We start from the raw sequence: 19,535 nt of genomic DNA, 5'->3' as shown, positions 1-19,535 counted from the left end.
ACATTACTTGGCACCAGTTATCCACAATCGGCACCCCACCCTGAGACAAGTCGGCAGAACGGTCGCGCGACGTTTTCCACACTATCCACAAGCCTTATTACGACTACTACTTACGTTCTCTCTCCACTCACCATCACCTGTACCCTCACCTTCCCCGCGCGAGGACGGCGGCAGCCGTCCGAGTCGCTAGAATGAGACCCAGCCGGACAACCGCACGCCGAACCGTGCGTGAACCGATCGCGTGAACGAAACCGAACCACCGAAAGCAGGAACCATGAAGGTCGAAATCGAATCCGCCGCACTTGCCGACGCCGTGGCATGGACCACACGCGTCATCGACGCCCGCCCGTCGAACCCGATCCTCGCCGGCATCAAGCTCGAAGCGGTCGACGGCACGCTGCAGCTGTCCGCGTTCAACTACGAAATCTCCGCCCGCCACCACATCGAGGCCGGCGTCGACGAGCCCGGAACCGTGCTCGTCCTCGGCAAACTGCTCGCCGATATCACCAAATCGCTGCCCGCGGAGAAGACCTACCTCGCCACCGACGGCTCCACGATGACCATCACCTCCGGCAAGTCGACGTTCACGTTGCAGCTCATGCCCGATGCCGAATACCCGGATTTGCCCGGAATTCCGCCGAAACTCGGCCAGGTCGACGCGCCGACGTTCGTGCAGGCCGTGGCCCAGGCGTGCGTCGCGGTCTCCCGCGAGGAGAACCGCCCGGTGCTGACCGGCGTGCGCATGCAGTTCGACGGCGACAAGGTGATCATGACCTCGACCGACCGCTTCCGTCTGTCCCGCGCCAGCTTCACCTGGACCCCGATGGACATGGACACGAACACCACCACGCTGGTCCGCGGCTCGCTGCTTCGCGACATCGCCCGTTCGCTCGACGAGCATCAGAACGTCGTCCTCGATTTCGACGTGGAAAGCCCGTCGTTGCTGGGATTCGAGAACGCCGGACGCGTCTCCACCTCGCAGCTCATCGACGGTGAGTTCCCGGCGGTCGATCGTCTGTTCGCCGACGAATATCCGATCCAGGCGGTGCTTAACCGCCAGCAGCTGCTCGGCGCGATCAAGCGAGTGGCCCTGGTGGCGGAGCGCAACGCCCCGATTCGCATGGCGTTCGCCGGCCAGGAGCTTACGCTTTCCGCCGGCGCCGCCGATGAGGCGCAGGCCACCGAGGTGCTGGACATCGACATGGACGGCGAGGACATCACCGTGGCGTTCAACCCCTCCTACCTCATCGAGGGTCTGAGCGCAATCACCGAACCGTTCGTCCGCATGAAGATGACGACCGCCGTCAAGCCGGTCGAATTCAACGGTCAGCAGGAGTCCGATTCCGACGAATCGATGGACTACCGCTACCTGCTCGTCCCGATGCGCCTGAGCGCCTGATTTTCGCACGACTTTTCGCTTTCATTTCGCAAGGTTTTCGCACTTGCGAAACGAAAGCGAAACTCATTTCGACCGAAGAAAAAACCGAAAGGCATCCACCGTGTACGTTTCGCGTCTCGCACTCGACCACTACCGCTCCTGGGGAAGCGTCGTGGTCGACCTCGAGCCCGGCGTGAACGTGCTCCACGGCGAGAACGGACTCGGCAAGACCAACATCGTCGAGGCTGTGGAGGTGCTGTCCACCGGCACCAGCCACCGCACGTCCTCCTCGCTGCCGCTCGTCGAACGCGGCGCCTCCAAGGCCGTCATCCGCGCCAACGTGACCGAGCCGGCGGAGGATGGCTCCTCCCCCGCCCGCGTCACCACCTACGAGGCCACCATCGCCGCACGCGGCGCCAACCGCGCCCGTGTCAACTCGGGCGCCTCGCAGTACCTGCGCGACATCGTCGGACGCGTGCCGTCCGTCGCGTTCACCCCCGACGACCAGCGGCTCGTCGCCGGCGAACCCGCCGCACGCCGCAACTTTCTCGACCAGGCCGGCGCGCTCCTCGTGCCCCGCTATGCCGAACGCCTCCAGCAGTTCACGCGCGTCGCCCGTCAGCGTGCGGCCCTGCTCAAGCAGCTCGGCGCCCGTGAGGGCTCGTTCGACGCCGCCCTCAGCGGCCTGGAGGTGTGGACCGGACAGTTCATCGAGACCGGCGTGGAGCTCACGCGCGTGCGCGCCGGCGTCGTGGACCGTCTCGCCGGTCCGTTCTCCCGCATCTACGGACGGTTGGCGTCCGGACGCGGCGAGGCCGCCCTCGCCTACGCGCCGTCGTTCGTCGAGGTCGTCGAGGCCGACGACGACCCGAGGCCCGCCATCGCCGCCCACTTCCAGCGTCTGTACGCCGGCGAGGTGTCGCGCGGCGTGAACCTCATCGGCCCCCAACGCGACGACCTCGCGCTCACCCTCGACGGCATGCCGGCGCGCGACTTCGCCTCCAACGGCGAGATGTGGACGATGGCGCTGGCATTGAAGATGGCGTTGTACGAGGTCACCGCCGCGGAACGCGGCGTCAGGCCCATCGTCATCCTCGACGATGTCTTCGCGCAGTTGGACGAACGCCGCCGCGAGCAGATCCTCGGCTTCGCGTCCACGCAGGACCAGGTGCTCGTCACCGCCGCCGCGGCCGGAGACATCCCCGGCAACCGGGAGGCGCACATCATCGACGTGGCCGCGCTGCGGCGGGACGCGGACGCATGAGACCGCCCGTCGCCGTGACGCTGAAGCTCGACCAGCGCGAACTGCCCGCACAGGTGTTCGAACGGTACGCGGCCCGGCAGGACACCCGCAAGGCGCGCGCCGCCAAAGCCGAGGCTGCGTGGGAGAGCTTCGGCAAACCCGGGCGCGACCCGGCCCGGCTGGGCGGAGTGGCGGCGCTGCTCGCCCGCAACGGCGACTGGATCCCCCACCTGAAGCTCGCACAGCTCAACAACCATTGGGACCAGGTGGTGGGACCCGTCATCGCCCAGCACTCCCACGTGGTGTCCCTGCGCGAGGGGACGCTCATCATCGGCACGGAATCGCAGGTATGGGCCACCCAGCTCACCTACCTCATCCCCCAGCTCACCGACACCATCCGCCGCAACCTCGAAGGACTCGACATCCGCGAGATCCGCGTCGCGGGCCCCTCGGCGGGGTATACGCGCCGTTGGGCCCGCCGCCGCTGAGTGAGCACCCGCCGAACCCGCGTCGGAATCGCCCGACGAAGAAGGGAAAGGGCCCTATATGGCGTTCGTCGTCCAAAACGAGTAGAATCACAGGCAGTATGGTCAAAACGCTCCTAAGGCCCTTAGCGGGCGATTTTGGGGCATGGGCCCGCGAGACAACCCCTCGCGTTGAAGTGAAAGCAGGAGGGAGCCCTGTGGCGGATTCGTTGGACAAAGCCGAGAGCAAGGAAGCACAGCTCAAGGCCGCGGACGAACACATCAACAGCACCGAATTGCAGGAAGGCGAGCTCGACGAGTCGATGACCCCCGAGCACTACGACGCCTCCGACCTCAAAGTGCTCGAAGGCCTCGAGGCGGTGCGCATCCGCCCGGGCATGTACATCGGTTCCACGGGCCCGCGCGGCCTGCACCATCTCGTCTACGAGATCGTCGACAACTCCGTCGACGAGGCGCTGGCCGGCTACGCCAGCCATATCGAAGTGTCCATCCTGCCGGACAACGGCATCCGCGTCGTCGACGACGGCCGTGGCATCCCGGTCGACATCGTGCCGGGCGAAGGCGTCTCCGGCGTCGAGACGGTCATGACCAAGCTGCACGCCGGCGGCAAGTTCGGCGGCGGCGGCTACGCGGTCTCCGGCGGCCTGCACGGCGTGGGCATCTCCGTGGTCAACGCGCTCTCCACGCGCGTGGACGTCGAAGTGCGCCGCCAGGGATTCCACTGGACGCAGACCTACATCGACCAGCACCCCACCGCGCGTCTCGCCAAGGGCGAGCCGATGGCCGAAGGCGAATCGACCGGCACGTCCGTCACCTTCTGGGCCGATCCGGCGATCTTCGAGACCACCGTGTACGACTTCGAGACCCTGCGCTCCCGCTTCCAGCAGATGGCGTTCCTCAACAAGGGCCTCAAGATCACGCTCACCGACCTGCGCCAGGCCGACCAGGCCGGCGACGAGGTCGCGGGCGACGGCGACAACCCGCTCGAGGAGACCCACCAGACCGTCACCTACCAGTACGCGAACGGCATCAAGGACTACGTGGACTACCTCGTCAAGTCCCGCAAGGCCACGCCCGTCGAGGACGAGGTCATCAACTTCGACGCCGAGGACCTCAAGCTCGGCATCTCCGCCGAGATCGCCATGCAGTGGACCACCGCCTACTCCGAGGCCGTCCACACGTTCGCCAACACGATCTCCACCACCGAGGGCGGCACCCACGAGGAAGGCTTCCGCGCGGCGCTCACCGGCCTCATCAACCGCTACGCGCGTGAGAAGAACATCCTCAAGGACAAGGACGAGAACCTCTCCGGCGACGACGTGCGCGAAGGCCTCACCGCCGTGGTGTCCGTCAAGCTCACCACCCCGCAGTTCGAAGGCCAGACGAAGACCAAGCTCGGCAACTCCGAAGCCAAGACCTTCGTGCAGCGCGTCATGACCGACAAGCTCGGCGACTGGCTCGACGCCCATCCGGGCGAGGCCAAGAACATCATCAGCAAGGCCATCGAGGCGTCCCGCGCCCGCATGGCCGCCAAGAAGGCCCGCGAGAACACGCGCCGCAAATCCATCTTCGAATCGGCCGGCATGCCGGACAAACTCAAGGACTGCCAGTCCTCGAACCCGGAGGAATGCGAGCTGTTCATCGTCGAGGGCGACTCCGCAGGCGGCTCCGCCATCCAGGGACGCAACCCGGAGACGCAGGCCATCCTGCCGCTGCGAGGCAAGATCCTCAACACGGAGCGTGCCTCCATCGACCGCATGATGAAGTCCGACACCATCGAATCGCTCATCACCGCGGTGGGCGGCGGCTACGGCGAGGACTTCGACGTGAGCAAGGTGCGCTACCACAAGGTCATCATCATGGCCGATGCCGATGTGGACGGCGCGCACATCGCCACGCTGAACCTCACCCTCTTCTTCCGTTACATGCGCCCGATGATCACCGCCGGCTACGTGTACGTGGCCATGCCGCCGCTGTACCGCCTCAAGTGGACGCGCGGCGACCACGACTACGTGTACACCGACCGCGAACGCGACGAGAAACTCGCCGAAGGCAAGGCCGCCGGCCGCCAGCTGCCCAAGGGCGAAGGCATCCAGCGCTACAAGGGTCTGGGCGAGATGACCTACCAGGAGCTGTGGGAGACCACCATGGACCCGGAGCGCCGCATCCTCAAGCAGATCCACATCGAGGATGCCGCCGCAGCGGACGAGACCTTCTCCATGCTCATGGGCGACGACGTGGAACCGCGTCGCCTCTTCATCCAACGCAACGCGAAGGACGTGCGCTTCATCGACGCCTAGGCGGAGATGAAGAGACAGCGCAGCATTGATGCCTGACCGGCATCGAACCGGACCCCACGCCGCCGCCGTACAGGCGCGCGGCGACGACCCTGTGTAAGCAACCAAAGGAAACAGTCAAGTGGCAGACGAACAGAGCACCGGCGGCAACGACCTGCCGGAGCAGAACGACGAGCGCGCCGAACGCTCGATGGAGCCCACGAGCCCGCAGGCCAACGAACAGCTGGTCCTCGACGAGCACCGCGTGGCCCATACCGACATCCAGAAGGAGATGCGCCAGTCGTACCTCGACTACGCGATCTCCGTCATCGTGGAACGCGCCCTGCCGGACGTGCGCGACGGCATGAAGCCCGTCCACCGCCGCATCGTGTACGCGATGTACGACGGCGGCTACCGTCCGGACCGCGGCTACTCCAAGTGCGCCCGACCCGTCGCCGACGTGATGGGCAACTACCACCCGCACGGCGACGCCGCCATCTACTACACCCTCGTGCGCATGGCCCAGCCGTGGTCGATGCGCTACCCGCTCGTGGACGGCCAAGGCAACTTCGGCTCCGCCGGCGATGACCCGCCCGCCGCCATGCGTTACACCGAGTGCCGCATGATGCCGCTCGCCATGGAGATGGTGCGCGACATCGACAAGGACACCGTCGACTTCGTGCCCAACTACGACGGCCGCACGCAGGAACCCACCGTGCTGCCCTCGCGCTTCCCGAACCTGCTCGCCAACGGCTCCGCAGGCATCGCCGTCGGCATGGCCACCAACATCCCGCCGCACAACATGCGCGAGCTGGCGGACGGCGTCCACTGGGCGCTCGACCATCCGGACGCAAGCCGCGAGGAGCTGCTCGACGCGCTCATCGGCATCATCAAGGGACCGGACTTCCCCACGGGCGCCACGATCCTCGGCCACAAGGGCATCGAACAGGCGTACCGCACCGGCCGCGGCCTCATCACCATGCGCGCCGTGGTCAACACGGAGGAGATCAAGGGGCGCATGTGCCTCGTGGTCACCGAACTGCCGTACCAGGTGAACCCGGACCGTCTCGCCGCCTCCATCCGCGAGGGCGTGCGCGACGGCAAGATCCAGGGCATCGCCGACATGCGCGACGAGACCTCCGGACGCACCGGACAGCGCCTCGTGCTCGTGCTCAAGCGCGACGCCGTGCCGAAGGTCGTGCTCAACAACCTGTACAAGCACTCCCAGCTGCAGCAGACGTTCGGCGCGAACATGCTGGCGCTCGTCGACGGCGTGCCGCGCACGCTCAGCCTCGACGCGTTCATCCGTCATTGGGTGACCCACCAGCTCGAAGTCATCGAACGCCGCACCCGCTACCTCAAGCGCGAGGCCGAGGAACGCGACCACATCCTGCAGGGCTACCTCAAGGCCCTCGACATGATCGACGAGGTCGTGGCGTTGATCCGCCGCTCCCCCGACGCCGACGCCGCACGCACCGGACTGATGGAGCTGCTCGACGTCGACCAGGCGCAGGCGGACGCCATCCTGTCCATGCAGCTGCGCAGGCTCGCCGCCCTGGAACGCCAGAAGATCCTCGACGAGCATGAGGAGCTCATGCGCAAGATCGCCGACTACAACGACATCCTCGCCAAGCCGGAACGCCAGCGCGCGATCGTCGGCGACGAGCTCGACGAGATCGTCGCCAAGTACGGCGACGAACGCCGCACGAAGATCCTGCCGTTCAGCGGCGAGATGAACGTGGAGGACCTCATCGCCGAAGAGAACGTGGTGGTCACCGTCACGCACTCCGGCTTCATCAAGCGCACCAAGGCCGACGAATACCGCGCCCAGCACCGCGGCGGCAAGGGCATCAAGGGTGCCAAGCTGCGCGAGGACGACGTGGTGGATCACTTCTTCCTCACCTCCACGCACAACTGGCTGCTGTTCTTCACGAACAAGGGCCGCGTGTACCGCCTCAAGGCGTACGAGCTGCCCGAAGGCTCTCGCGACTCCAAGGGCCAGCACGTGGCCAACCTGCTGCAGTTCGGCCCCGACGAGACCATCCAGGCCGTGCTGTCCATCCCGAACTACGAGGTGGCCAAGTACCTGGTGCTCGCCACCCGCTCCGGCAAGGTGAAGAAGACCGCGCTGGCCGAATACGATTCGCCGCGTCAGGGCGGTCTCATCGCCGTGCGTCTCATGGCCGACGAGAACGGCGAGACCGCCGACGAGCTCATCGGCGCCGCGCTGTGCAACGCCGAGGACGACATCATCCTCGTCTCCAGGCAGGGCATGAGCCTCAAGTTCGAGGCCGACGACGCCCAGCTGCGTCCGATGGGCCGCCAGACCGCCGGCGTGCAGGGCATGAAGTTCCGCGACGGCGACGAGCTGCTCGCCATGGACGTGGTGCCGAGCGAGACCGACAAGGACCTGCTCGTCGTCACCGACGAGGGCTTCGCCAAGCGCACGGCGATCTCCGAATACCGTCTCCAGGGACGCAACGGCTACGGCGTCAAGGCGCTGCAGCTCGCGGAAGGCCGCGGTTCGCTGGTGGGCGCGCTCGTCGTGTCCGAGGACGACCAGGTCATGGCCATCATGAAGTCCGGCAAGGTGATCCGCTCCGACGTGGCCGAGGTCAAGCGCACCGGCCGCAACACCCAGGGCGTCACACTCGCCAAGCCCGACAAGGGCGACGTCATCATCTCCATCGCGCTCAACGCGGAGAAGGACGATGACGAGGACGAGACGGCGGCCGAACCGGTCGACGGACAGGACGGTGCGTCGACGGCGGACGTGGCCGCGGACGTGGAGAATGTGAACAACCCTGCGGACGGTGAGTAATCGTCGGCGAAGATTGCTAGTCTCGGCTACAGATTGCGGACAGAGACCAGCGGAAGAACCGTGAAGGAGCAAGATGAACAACGAAGAGCAGCATGAGGAGAACGCGCCCGAGGTGAGCCTGCCGGAACGCCCTGAGCCCGTCGCACCCGTCGAGTCCGTCGCGTCCGCCGCCGAGGAGAACGGCGAACGCCGCGCCCCGCGCGTGGCCCGCTCCGTGTCCAACGCGCCGCTGGCCGGCGATTCCCGCACGCACGTGCATGAATCGGACGAGAAGGTCGGCTCCGGCGTGCCGGTGCGTCCGGCAAAGCGCCGCGGCACCCCGCGCGCCCGTCGTATGAACCTTTCGCTCACCCGCCTCAACGTGTGGAGCGTGGCGAAGGTGTCCTTCATGATGTCGATCGCCGGCGCGATCATCCAGATCGTCGCCGCGGCCCTCGTCTGGGTGCTGCTCAACGCGGTCGGCGTGTTCGGCCAGATGACGGACATCGTCTCCTCCACCGGCCTCGACGCCGGCGGCTTCGACATGGCGAGCATCTTCTCCCTGCCCACGGTGCTGTCCGTGGTGACGATCCTGGCGATCGTCGGCGTGGTGCTGTTCACCCTGCTTGCGGTGATCATCGCGGCCATCTACAACGTGGTGAGCGCCTTGGTCGGCGGCATCCACATCACACTCGGCGACGACTGATCGTTCCGCTCGCCGTTCCGGCCGGCCCGTCCGGCTGTGCCGGTCGGTCGACGGTTTCTGTTCCGTCAGGTTGTGCCGTCCGGTTGTTCCGGATGGCGTACGACGTTCACAAGGCCCGCTTCGGCGGGCCTTTGTCGTATGTGCGGTTGGTTGTGTGTGTGCGGTTGGTTGTGTGTGTGCGGTTGTGTGTGTGCGTGCGGCGTGCGGTTGGTTGTGCGGTTGATGTTCGCTTGCCGGGCGATGGGCGGTCGATGACGTCGGATGGGTATGTGATCGCCATGCGATTGGGCGCGGCGGGGTGCGATTGGGGTGCGGCACGCCGGAGAGGCGGACGGTTGTTGCCGTCGGCGTGCGGCTGATTCGGGGATTTGACGCCGATGTGTGCGTTTTGACGGATGTTGTGGCAGAAAAAATTCGAAGAATGTGCTGTTTTGTGCATGTAACCGGTCACAATAGTGCTATACTGTTCAGTGTGACCGGTCGGACGGTCCGACAGGATAAAACAAGATGTATACCTTCGAAGGAGAGGGTCGATATGGCTTCAGCCGATGTCGCAGCCGTGTCCTCCCGCCATTCCGCAACGCCGCAGGTGAATAGGCATAAGGCGGATTGGCGTGGTTGGAAGTTCATGTGGCCGTTCGCGGTGGTGTTCGTGTTCGTGTTCATCATCCCGATCGTGTACGCGATCTATATCAGTTTCTTCAAGAAGCAGATGATCGGTGGTACGCGGTTCGTTGGTGTGGAGAACTACGCGCGTCTGCTTGGGGATCAGCAGTTCTGGTCGTCGGTGGGTCGTGTGGCGTTGTTCACTGTTGTGCAGGTGCCGATCATGTTGTTCCTGGCGGCGGCGATGGCGTTGGCGTTGGATTCGATGAAGCTGCATGGCACGAAGTTCTTCCGTATCTCGACGTTCCTGCCGTATGCGGTGCCGGCGGTGGTGTCCACGTTGATCTGGGGTTTCGTGTATGGCGCGAAGTATGGTCTGGTGGGCTCCCTGAACGGCGCGTTGGGCACTCATTTGGACATGTTCGCCCCGAACGTGCTGTTGGCGTCGATCGGGAACATCAACACGTGGGAGTTCACGGGCTACAACATGCTGATCTTCTATTCGTCGTTGTCGACGATCCCGCATTCCTTGTATGAGGCGGCGTCGATCGACGGCGCGTCGGAGTGGCAGATCGTGAAGTCGATCAAGCTGCCGGAGCTCAAGGGTTCGTTGGCGATCACGGTGATCTTCTCGATCATCGGCTCGTTCCAGCTGTTCAACGAGCCGAGCATTCTGCAGAACATGGTGCCGGGCAATGCGATCACGACGTACTACACGCCGAACATGTACGCGTACAACCTGTCGTTCAGTGGTAACCAGAGCAATTATGCTGCGGCGTTGGCGATCGTGATGGCGGTGATCACGATGGCGATCGCGTACGCGGTGCAGCTGAACAGCATGAAGGAGCAGATGAAGTGACGGGTCTCGTGCTGTTGGTTTCGATGACGGTGTCGATGGGTAAGGAGCTGTGAACATGAGTGCTGCAACCACTTCCGCGCAGTCGCTGCGCGAGCAGGAGAGGGCCGCCAGGCGGGCGGAGAGGGCGCGTCAGAAGCGGGTCGCCAAGGACGAGGCGGCGGAGCGCCGCAGGGCGGAGAAGTCCGGGTTCGCGAACGTGAACAATCCGCGCCGCAGTACGTGGATGACGGTCGTGTGCGCGGTCTTCGCGGTGTACTGCCTGTTCCCGTTCGTGTATCTCATGATCAACGCGACGAAGACGCAGGCGGACTTCACGTCCACGTTCGGTCTCGGGTTCGGCCGTTCGTTCGCCTTGTGGGACAACATCGTGACCGTGTTCACGTACCAGGACGGGATCTTCGGCCGCTGGCTCATCAACACGATCCTGTACGTGGTGGTGGGCGCGGGCGGCGCGACCCTGCTGGCGATCATGGGCGGGTACGCGTTGGCGAAGTTCCGGTTCCCCGGGCGTAAGGCCGTGTTCGCGGTCATCATCGGCTCGATTTCGGTGCCGGGCATCGCTTTGGCGGTCCCGCAGTTCCTCCTGTTCGCGAAGCTGGGCCTGACGAACACGCCGTGGGCCATGATCATCCCGAGCCTGATCAGCCCGTTCGGCCTGTACCTGATGTGGATCTTCAGCGAGCAGGCCGTGCCGACCGAGCTCCTGGAGGCCGCCAGGGTGGATGGTGCGAGCGAGTTCCGCACGTTCTGGACGATCAGCCTGCCTCTGCTGGCGCCGGGTATCGTGACGACGGCGTTGTTCACGATCGTGGCGACGTGGAACAACTACTTCCTGCCCCTGATCATGTTGAAGGACGCGGACTGGTATCCGCTGACCATCGGCCTGAACCAGTGGAAGGACCAGGCCTCGACTGCTGGCGGCCAGGCGATCCAGAACCTGGTCATCACGGGTTCGCTGATCACGATCATCCCGTTGGTCATCGCGTTCCTGTGCCTGCAGAAGTACTGGCAGTCCGGCCTCGCCGCCGGCGCCGTCAAGGAATGACCGGCGCGCTTCGGCGGCCGCAGGGCACGACCGGGGCATGACCATAACCGAATACGGAGCGAAGGCCGGTCGATGGGCATGACGTCCATCGACCGGCCTTCCTCGTATCGGCCGATAATCGCGGTGACGGGGCTGCCGTCGCGATATTCGGCCGCTGGATTATTCTCGGCGGCCGATATTCGCGGCACTCCCCTATCCGGTCACTCAATCACGAGATATAGGCGTGCGGGTCGGTGATCGGCTCATGATCATCGGGGATCTCGCGATGCGTGGAACCCTCGTAGGAGTCGTCCCACCGCATGGAGGCGATGCCGCCGTCGATGCTGATCGGCAGCTGTACGATCGGCGAGTTGCCGAGGTCGTTCTTGTACCAACGGTCGCCGATGAACAGGAACCGGTCACTGTGGAACGGGTCGTCGTCCAGCGGAATCACGATGTCCACCTGGGAATCGTAGGTTTGCGTGCCGGTCGGCGCGAAGGCGTGCCATTCGCTCCACGGGCCGTGCAGATCGGTGGCGGTGGAGTACATGTTGTCGTTGGTGAACCAGCCGGTCAGACGTGAACCGAACCAGTAGTACAGACCGTCTTTCTTGACGATGGTGGGCGATTCCAGACCGTACGGGTAGTCGGTGGCGCGTTCGCACGCCACGTCTTCCACGAGGGTGAGATAGTCGTCGGACAGGCGGTAGATGTGTGTGCCGTGGTCGCGGTCCTCGGAGATCACGTAGCCGGTGCCGTCCTCGTCCTGGAAGACGCCGATGTCGCGACTCAGGTAGCCGCGCCAGGTGATGGTGGTCTGGAAGGCGAAGGGGCCGAGCGGATTATCTGCCACGGCCACGCCGATGTGTGCGTAGCCGTAGTCGGGGCTTTCGGCGTGGATGAGCATCACGTACTGGCCGGTCTTCGGGCAGTGCAGCACCTTGGGACGTTCGCCGATGCGGTCCGCGGCCAGGGCGGAACCGTCCTCCTGCACGTCGAGCACGATGCCGTGCGCGTCCCATGTGGTGAAGTCCGTGGTGGTGTAGCAGTGGATGCCTTGGAACAGGTTGCCGTTCACTTTGTTCTCGCCGTAGGCGTACCAAAGGTCGCCGAATCGCTGGACGCCGATGCCGTGCAGCTGGGCGACGTCGCCGTTGCTGTCGTGCGGCAGGAACGAGCCGTATCGAGTGGTCATGATGATGGTCCTTTCGTGGGAGAGGCAAGCGGTCGGCAACTCGGATGACATCCGGTGGCCAACTTGGCTGTAACCGCTTACAGAATATTCTATAACCTTCAGGGAATAGTCAGGTCGTCGTCGTTCGTCGTGTCTCCGACTGATGTTCCGTCAAGGTGCCTGGCGGCCGATAATCGCGGTGAGGTCTATCCTCCGCGGCATTCGGCCTCCGGGTGGTGCCTGGCGGCCGATAATCGCGATAGGGGCCCTGTTCCCGCGGCTATCGGCCTCCAGATGACTTCCAGCGTCCGGAAATCGCGGTGGTGGGGTTGTTGTCGCGACTATAGGCCGCTGAGTGGTGCTGAGTGTCCGTTTGTCGCGATATCGGCTCTGTTTCCGCGGCTATCGGCCTCTGGGTGACTCTTAGCGGTCGATGTTCGCGGTGTGGTGTCCGTCTCTGCGATATTCGGCCTCTTGGTGGTGTTGGGCGTCCGTTTGTCGCGGTGGAGACTCTGCTTCCGCGATTATCGGCCGTTGGCTAATGCTTGACGGCCGATTGCCGCGGTGGCGGGATTGCTGTCGCGACAATCGGCCTCCGGCTCACTCTGAGTGTCCGTTTGTCGCGGTGGCGGCTTTGTTCCCGCGACAAACGGCCCCGAGCCGTCCCGCTCCTCCGCCGAGCCGTCCCGCTCCCCCACCTCAGGCGGACTGCCGCTCCACGATGGACGTTGGCAGCAGCTCCACATAGTACGATTCCACGTCCTCGCCGCGCAGCATGCGCAGCAGCGTCTCCGACATGGCCCGTCCGTGGAGCTGCGAGTCCTGTCGCACGGTGGTGAGTTTCGGGTTGGAGAGCACGGCCAGCGGCGAATCGTCGAAGCCGGTGACGGCGATGTCCTCCGGCACGCGTTTGCCGAACCGGGTGAGCTGGTTGATGACGCCGATGGCGATGTTGTCGTTGGCGCAGACGAATCCGTCGATGTGGTCGAGCATCGGCTGGTATTCCACGGCGGCCATTTCGCCGCTGGTGATCTCCCAGTCGTCGGCGTAGTAGACGCGGCGTTCGTCGTAGCCGTCCCCGACGGCGTCCTTGAACCCGTCGAGTCGGTTGAGCGCGGACGGCGAGTAGCCGGGGCCGCAGATGTAGACGAGGTCGGAGTGTCCCTTGTCGAGGAGGTAGCGGGTGATGGCCCGTTGCCCTTCCCGGTTCTCGAAGTCGATGGCGGGGTACGGCAGGTCGCCGCGGTCGCTCACTTCGGATCGGACGACGGGCCGTGCGGTGGCGAGGAACGTCTTGGCGAGGCTGTCGTCCTCGCTCAGGGAGAACAGCAGGTAGCCGTCGGCGAAGTCGCTGTTGACGAGTTGTGCGATGCGTCTGGTGGATTCGCTGCTGTTGGCGATGAGGGTGACCATCTGGTATCCGGCGTCGCCGAGCACCTGGTTGGCGCCGACCATCGCCTCGGAGACGCTGGATTGGACCATGGTCTCGTTGGATTCGACCTGGATGATGAGTGCGACGGTGAGGGTGCGTTGTTGGGCGAGGGATCGCGCCGCGTTGTTCGGCGTGTATCTGGCTTGTTTGATGGCGGCGGCGATGCGCTTCGACGCGTCCCGGGAGACGTGTTCGCTGCCGTTGAGGTAGCGGGAGACCGTGCCGTATGAGACGCCGGCCAGTTTCGCCACGTCTCGGATCGTTGCCTTCTTCGGTGCCGTTGCCATGTATGCCATCGTATGCGATGCCGTCATGTTCGCCGTCCTCTTGCGTTTCCTCGGGGCGCTTCGTCGCGTCGGCGCCCGATGCCGTGCTGTCCGTCGGTCACGTTCCGTGTGACGCGTGCGCGTCCTCGTTGTCCGCCTTCGTGCCCTTCGGTGTGCGACACGCGGTTGTGACCGGTCACACACCAGTGTATAGTGTTTTCTGTAACCGGTCACAAGGTGTGTTGGCCGAAAGCCTCAAGGAAGAGAAAGGCAAGAGACATGAAGTTCTCGATGAAGAAGACGGTGGCGCTGGTCGGTGCCGCCGCGATGATCGCATCCATGGCCGCATGCGGATCGTCCACTGCGAGCAACGGCGATGCGAATGGTAACGTCACGCTGAACCTCTGGGCCTGGGAGCCCACGCTCAAGCCGGTCATCAAGGCGTTCGAGAAGAAGTACCCGAACATCAAGGTCGACTTCAACAACACCGGCAAGGCGGACACCACGGTCACCTCGCTGAACAACGCCATCCAGGCCGGCAGCGGCATCCCGGACGTCGTCCAGATCGAGTACATGTCCATCCCGCAGTACGTCATCGGCCAGGAGAACCTGCTCAACATCAAGGACAGGACCTCCGGCTACGACAAGTTCTACACCCCGGGCACCTGGAGCTCCGTGAACGTGGGCGACGGCGTCTACGCGCTGCCGATGGATTCCGGCCCGCAGGCCATGTTCTACAACAAGGCCACCTTCGACAAGGCCGGCATCACCGAGGCCCCGAAGACGTGGGACGAGTACTACCAGGACGCCAAGAAGATCCGCGCCCTCGGCGACAGCTACTACATCACCGCCGACACCGGCGACATCAAGGTCATGACCGCCTTCCTGTGGCAGGCCGGCGCCCAGCCGTACAAGACCGACGGCGAGAACGTCACCATCAACTTCAAGTCCGATCCGGAGGTCAAGACCGTCGCCGAATTCTGGCAGAAGATGATCGACGAGGACCTCATCAACACGAAGGTCGCCACCTGGGCCGACGAGTGGAACCGCGGCATCGCCGACGGCACCATCGCCTCCATCTTCGAAGGCGCCTGGATGCCGGCCAACCTGGTCTCCAACTCCGCCGGCGCCAAGGGCAACATGCGCGTGGCCCTGCAGCCGAACTGGGACGCCTCCAAGCCGAACAACGGTGAGAACGGTGGTTCCGCGCTGGCCATCACCAAGGCCTCCAAGAACGCCGACGCCGCCTTCAAGTTCATCGACTTCGTCAACCACGACAAGGAAGGCATCAAGATCCGCACCGACGGCGGCGCCTTCCCGGCCGATCAGGAATCCCTGAAGTCCGACGAGTTCCTCAAGGGCTTCCAGGAGATCACCGACTACTTCGGCGGACAGGAATACAACAAGGTGCTCGCCGAGGCCGCCAGCCAGGTGACCAACAGCTTCGACTTCCTGCCGTTCTCCGGCCAGGCCAACACCACCTACGGCGACTACGTGGGCAAGGCCTACACCGACAAGTCCACCACGCTGATGAAGGGCCTCGCCGCCTTCCAGGATTCCTTGGTCAAGTACGGCAAAGATCAGGGCTTCACCGTCAAGGAGGGCTGATCCCCGCATGATGTCCGGTCCGGATGATCGGGCGTGGCGATCTCCTTCCCGCGCGTGACCATCCGGCCGGTTCTTCTCCCGCGACAACGCAAGACTTCTTCCGTATCTCCTTCTCGGGCCGGGCTTCCGTTTGGAAGCCCGGCCCTCTCCTGTTGTATGGGGCCGTGTGCGGAGGACGGTTGTCCGGAATCCGTTCGTGCGGGGCCGTCGACGCGACGGGACTCGTCCGTCGCGCCCTTCCGCCCGAGGCGATTCACATGGTGAATCGGATGGCGGCCCAGCTCACCGGCGGCAGGGACGCGGTCACGCGGCCGGCGTCGTCGACGGACGTCTCGAGCGGTCGCGGCGTGACGGCGTCGGGGTCATCGGCCGTGTTGGTGCGGTAGATGTCGTCGTCGTGCAGCAGGTGCGCCGTGGTGACGACGCGGCCCGTCGCGTCGTCGTCGGACGTGCCGGACGTGCCGGACCCGTCGGACGTGCCGGACGTGCCGGACCCGTCGGACGTGCCGGACGTGCCGGACCCGTCGGACGTGCCGGACGTGCCGGACCCGTCGGACGTGCCGGACGTGCCGGACCCGTCGGACGTCGACGCAAGCGACGCAAGGTCGACGGCGACGTCGTGCGCGGCGTCGAGGTCGCGGTTCACGGCGAGGACGAGGCCCTCGCGCGCGTCGGCGTCCCAGGTGACGACGGCGTCGACCGCCGGTACGTCGCCGTACGTTGCGGTATGGATGGACGGCCCGTCGATTGCGGGCGCGTAGGCGTCGCCGCGCGCGTGATGCGCGGCCTCGGCGAACGGGTAGAACGTGGTCTGACGCCACGCGGGACCGCCGTCCGGTTCGGCCACGATCGGCGCGATGACGTTGACGAGCTGGGCGCGGGAGGCGGAGCGCACGCGGTCGCAGTGCTTGAGGAGCGTGATCATCAGCGAGCCTTCGACCACCGCGTCGGCCGCGGTGTACACGTCCTCCAGCAGGTGCGGTGCCTTCGGCCACGGCTCGTGGTGCAGGCCCTCCGACGCGGCGGCCTTCCACGCGGCCTCCTGCTCGTTCCACTTGTCCGAATACCACACGCCCCACTCGTCGAACGAGAGCGCGATGTCGTGGTCGCCGTGGTTCGCCTCGCGCGCCTCGTCGGCGCAGGCGGCCACCGTGGCGACGAACGTGGTCATGTCCTCCGCGGAGGCGAGGAACTCGCGCATGTCCGCGCGGTCGCGGGTCTTGTGGCCGTGATCGAAGTAGTAGGCGTGCGCGGAGACGAAGCTCAGATACTCGTAGGCGCGCGTGAGCACGGTGCGCTCCCACGTGCCGAACGTGGGCATGTGCGCGCTGGAGGATCCGCATGCCACGAGTTCGAGGCCCGACTCGGCGAGCTTCATCGCGTGCGCGGTCTTCTCCACGGCCGTCGCGTACTCGTCCGCGGTCATGTGCCCCACCTGCCAAGGGCCGTCCATCTCGTTGCCGATGCACCACATGCGGATGTCCATCGGCTCGGGGATGCCGTTGGCGACGCGTTTGTCGGCCCATGTGGTGCCGGGGGCGCCGTTGACGTATTCAAGCTCGTCGAGCGCGGCCTTGAGGCCGCGTGTGCCCATGTTGACGGCGAGCATGATCTCGGTGCCGGCTTTTCGGCTCCAGCGGTGGAAGTCGTCGATGCCCATCTCGTTGGTCTCGGTCTGGTGCCAGGCGAGGTCGCGGCGCACGGGGCGCTGTTCGCGCGGGCCGGTGCCGTCCTCCCAGTCGTAGTTGGAGACGAAGTTGCCGCCCGGGTAGCGCACGCAGGTCACGCCGAGCTCCCTGACGAGGTCGAGCACGTCGGTGCGGAAGCCGTCCGCGTCCGCGCTCGGGTGGTCCGGCTCGTAGATGCCGCCGTACACGCAGCGGCCCAGATGCTCGACGAAGGATCCGAACAGGCGCGGCGGCACGTCCGCCACGGGTGTGGTGGGGATGGTGACGATGGTGTCCGGTGCGGTGTGCGGGGTGGCGTGTGATGCGTGCATGGCTGACGACGTATGCGATGGTGCGTGCGGTGCGTCGGTGCGTGGTGCGTTGGATGGTGCGTGCGGTGCGTCGGTGCGTGGCGCGTCGGATGGTGCGTGTGTGGTGGTCATGGCTGCTTCCTTGTCTTTCGATGACGGGTGCTGTGCCGGTTCCGAGCGTAGTTGCCGCCATCGGCGATTTCCGGTGCGACACGCGGATTGTAAGCACTTACAGATAGGACTATACTACAAATGTAACCGGTCACAGAAGTGCGGTGGCCGAAGGCCTCAACGAAGAGAAAGGCAAGAAGAAGCCATGATGCTTTCCATCAAGAAGACGGTGGCGCTGGTCGGCGCGGCCGCCATGCTGGTGTCCGTCGCGGCATGCGGTTCGGACAACGCCTCCGGCGGTTCCGCATCGGACGGCGGCAAGACCACCCTCACCGTGTGGGGCTGGGACTCCACCCTCAAGGACGTGGCCAAGAAGTTCATGCAGGAGAACCCGGACATCACCGTCAAGGTGAACAACGTCGGCACCTCCGCGCAGACCCAGGTCGCGCTGAACAACGCCATCGCCGCCGGCAAGGGCGCTCCGGACATCGCCCAGATGGAATACCACTCCGTCACCCAGTTCGCGCTGTCCGACGGCATCGAGGACCTCTCCAGCCGTGCCTCCGGCTACGAGTCCTTCTACCAGGAGGGCACGTGGAAGGGCGTGCAGGTCAACGGCAAGACCTACGGCCTGCCCATCGATTCCGGCCCGAACGCCCTGTTCTACAACAAGGAGGTCTTCGACAAGGCCGGCGTGACCGAAGCCCCGAAGACGTGGGACGAGTTCTACGAGGCCGCCAAGAAGATCCACGCCCTCGGCGACGACTACTACATCACCTCGGACGCCGGCGACAACAGCCAGTCCACCACGTTCATGTCCCTCATCGCGCAGGCCGGCGGCACCCCGTTCAAGGTGGACGGCGAGAAGGTCTCCATCAACCTCACCAAGGACGAGGGCACCCAGAAGGTCGTCGACTACTGGCAGAAGATGCTGGACGAGGGCCTCATCAACACCAAGGTCACCTCCTGGTCCGACGAATGGAACAAGGGCCTCAACGACGGCACCATCGCCTCGCTGGTCATCGGCGCATGGATGCCGAACAACCTGCTCTCCGGCGCGCCCGATGCCTCCGGCAAGTTCCGCATCGCCACCGTCCCGCAGTGGACCGAGGGCGGCAATGTCAACTCCGAGAACGGCGGTTCCTCGCTCGTCATGCCGAAGGGCGGCGCCAACCAGGACGCCGCGTGGAAGTTCATGGAGTACTGCTGCCACGACAAGGAAGGCATCAAGACCCGTGTGGACGCCGGCGCCTTCCCGGCCGACAACGACACCCTGAAGTCCGACGACTTCCTCAAGGGCAACGACAAGCTCACCGAGTACTTCGGCGGACAGGAGTACAACAAGGTGCTCGCCGAGGCCGCCGGCCAGAAGATCGGCGACTTCCAGTTCCTGCCCTTCTGGAGCCAGGTCCAGAACACCTTCGGCGACTACGCCGGCAAGGCCTACCGCGGCGAGGAGAAGCTCTCCAAGTCCATCTCCGACTTCCAGGACTCCCTCGTCAAGTACGGCAAGGACCAGGGCTTCACCGTCGAGTGATCTGATTCCGGTCCGAACCGATCTTCGGCGGCCGGCCGCGACAGCTCTTCCG

13 protein-coding genes are annotated in these 19,535 nt (G+C 65.1%); 10 read left to right on the top strand and 3 right to left on the bottom strand.

Annotated features, from left to right (window positions below):
* Positions 1–274: 274 nt before the first annotated feature.
* From dnaN to JS531_RS07435, 8 genes are all read left to right on the top strand, one after another.
* Entirely contained in the window at positions 275–1,399 is a 1,125-nt protein-coding gene (gene dnaN, locus JS531_RS07470; RefSeq protein ID WP_214314669.1) for a DNA polymerase III subunit beta, read from the top strand.
* A 100-nt stretch (positions 1,400–1,499) separates the two neighbouring features.
* Positions 1,500–2,642 carry a DNA replication and repair protein RecF gene (locus JS531_RS07465; protein ID WP_214314667.1) on the top strand — a complete coding sequence of 381 codons (1,143 nt, stop codon included), beginning with the start codon at positions 1,500–1,502 and terminating at the stop codon, positions 2,640–2,642.
* On the top strand, positions 2,639–3,109 hold the full coding sequence (locus JS531_RS07460; protein WP_214314659.1) for a DUF721 domain-containing protein: 471 nt from the start codon (positions 2,639–2,641) through the stop codon (positions 3,107–3,109). Before JS531_RS07465 ends, JS531_RS07460 begins: the two co-directional genes overlap by 4 nt.
* Before the next feature lie 206 nt (positions 3,110–3,315).
* Entirely contained in the window at positions 3,316–5,406 is a 2,091-nt protein-coding gene (gene gyrB / locus JS531_RS07455) for a DNA topoisomerase (ATP-hydrolyzing) subunit B (RefSeq protein ID WP_214314762.1), read from the top strand.
* 187 nt (positions 5,407–5,593) lie between these two features.
* A complete protein-coding gene (gyrA, locus tag JS531_RS07450) occupies positions 5,594–8,203 on the top strand; it encodes a DNA gyrase subunit A (RefSeq protein ID WP_240542105.1) in 2,610 nt (869 codons plus the stop codon).
* A 73-nt stretch (positions 8,204–8,276) separates the two neighbouring features.
* Positions 8,277–8,888: a DUF3566 domain-containing protein gene (locus tag JS531_RS07445; RefSeq protein ID WP_214314655.1), complete on the top strand. Its 612-nt coding sequence runs from the start codon at positions 8,277–8,279 to the stop codon at positions 8,886–8,888.
* A gap of 535 nt (positions 8,889–9,423) precedes the next feature.
* On the top strand, positions 9,424–10,353 hold the full coding sequence (locus JS531_RS07440) for a sugar ABC transporter permease (protein ID WP_214314653.1): 930 nt from the start codon (positions 9,424–9,426) through the stop codon (positions 10,351–10,353).
* 55 nt (positions 10,354–10,408) lie between these two features.
* Complete coding sequence (locus JS531_RS07435; RefSeq protein ID WP_214314651.1) at positions 10,409–11,398, top strand: carbohydrate ABC transporter permease; 990 nt, start codon at positions 10,409–10,411, stop codon at positions 11,396–11,398.
* A gap of 208 nt (positions 11,399–11,606) precedes the next feature.
* Here the strand turns inward: JS531_RS07435 and JS531_RS07430 are convergent, their stop codons facing one another.
* Both JS531_RS07430 and JS531_RS07425 read right to left on the bottom strand, forming a co-directional pair.
* Positions 11,607–12,572: a family 43 glycosylhydrolase gene (locus JS531_RS07430; protein WP_214314649.1), complete on the bottom strand. Its 966-nt coding sequence runs from the start codon at positions 12,570–12,572 to the stop codon at positions 11,607–11,609.
* A gap of 678 nt (positions 12,573–13,250) precedes the next feature.
* A complete protein-coding gene (locus JS531_RS07425) occupies positions 13,251–14,270 on the bottom strand; it encodes a LacI family DNA-binding transcriptional regulator (protein ID WP_214314647.1) in 1,020 nt (339 codons plus the stop codon).
* A gap of 258 nt (positions 14,271–14,528) precedes the next feature.
* Between JS531_RS07425 and JS531_RS07420 the strand changes: the two genes are divergently transcribed.
* Positions 14,529–15,857: a sugar ABC transporter substrate-binding protein gene (locus tag JS531_RS07420; RefSeq protein WP_214314645.1), complete on the top strand. Its 1,329-nt coding sequence runs from the start codon at positions 14,529–14,531 to the stop codon at positions 15,855–15,857.
* Between the two features lie 253 nt (positions 15,858–16,110).
* Here JS531_RS07420 and JS531_RS11315 read toward each other — a convergent pair whose 3' ends face one another.
* The gene (locus JS531_RS11315; protein ID WP_346427771.1) at positions 16,111–17,856 is read right to left on the bottom strand and encodes an alpha-L-arabinofuranosidase C-terminal domain-containing protein; all 1,746 of its coding nucleotides are present in this window, start codon (positions 17,854–17,856) and stop codon (positions 16,111–16,113) included.
* Between the two features lie 295 nt (positions 17,857–18,151).
* Here JS531_RS11315 and JS531_RS07410 point away from each other — a divergent pair, with 295 nt between their 5' ends.
* Positions 18,152–19,483, top strand: coding sequence for a sugar ABC transporter substrate-binding protein (locus JS531_RS07410; RefSeq protein ID WP_214314635.1), 1,332 nt, complete (start codon positions 18,152–18,154; stop codon positions 19,481–19,483).
* Positions 19,484–19,535 lie beyond the last annotated feature (52 nt).

Source organism: Bifidobacterium sp. CP2 (assembly GCF_018555635.1).
GTDB classification, from domain to species: Bacteria; Actinomycetota; Actinomycetes; order Actinomycetales; family Bifidobacteriaceae; genus Bifidobacterium; species Bifidobacterium saguinibicoloris.
Note: the sequence above shows the minus strand (reverse complement) of the source record. Positions and strands in the feature narration are given on the sequence as shown.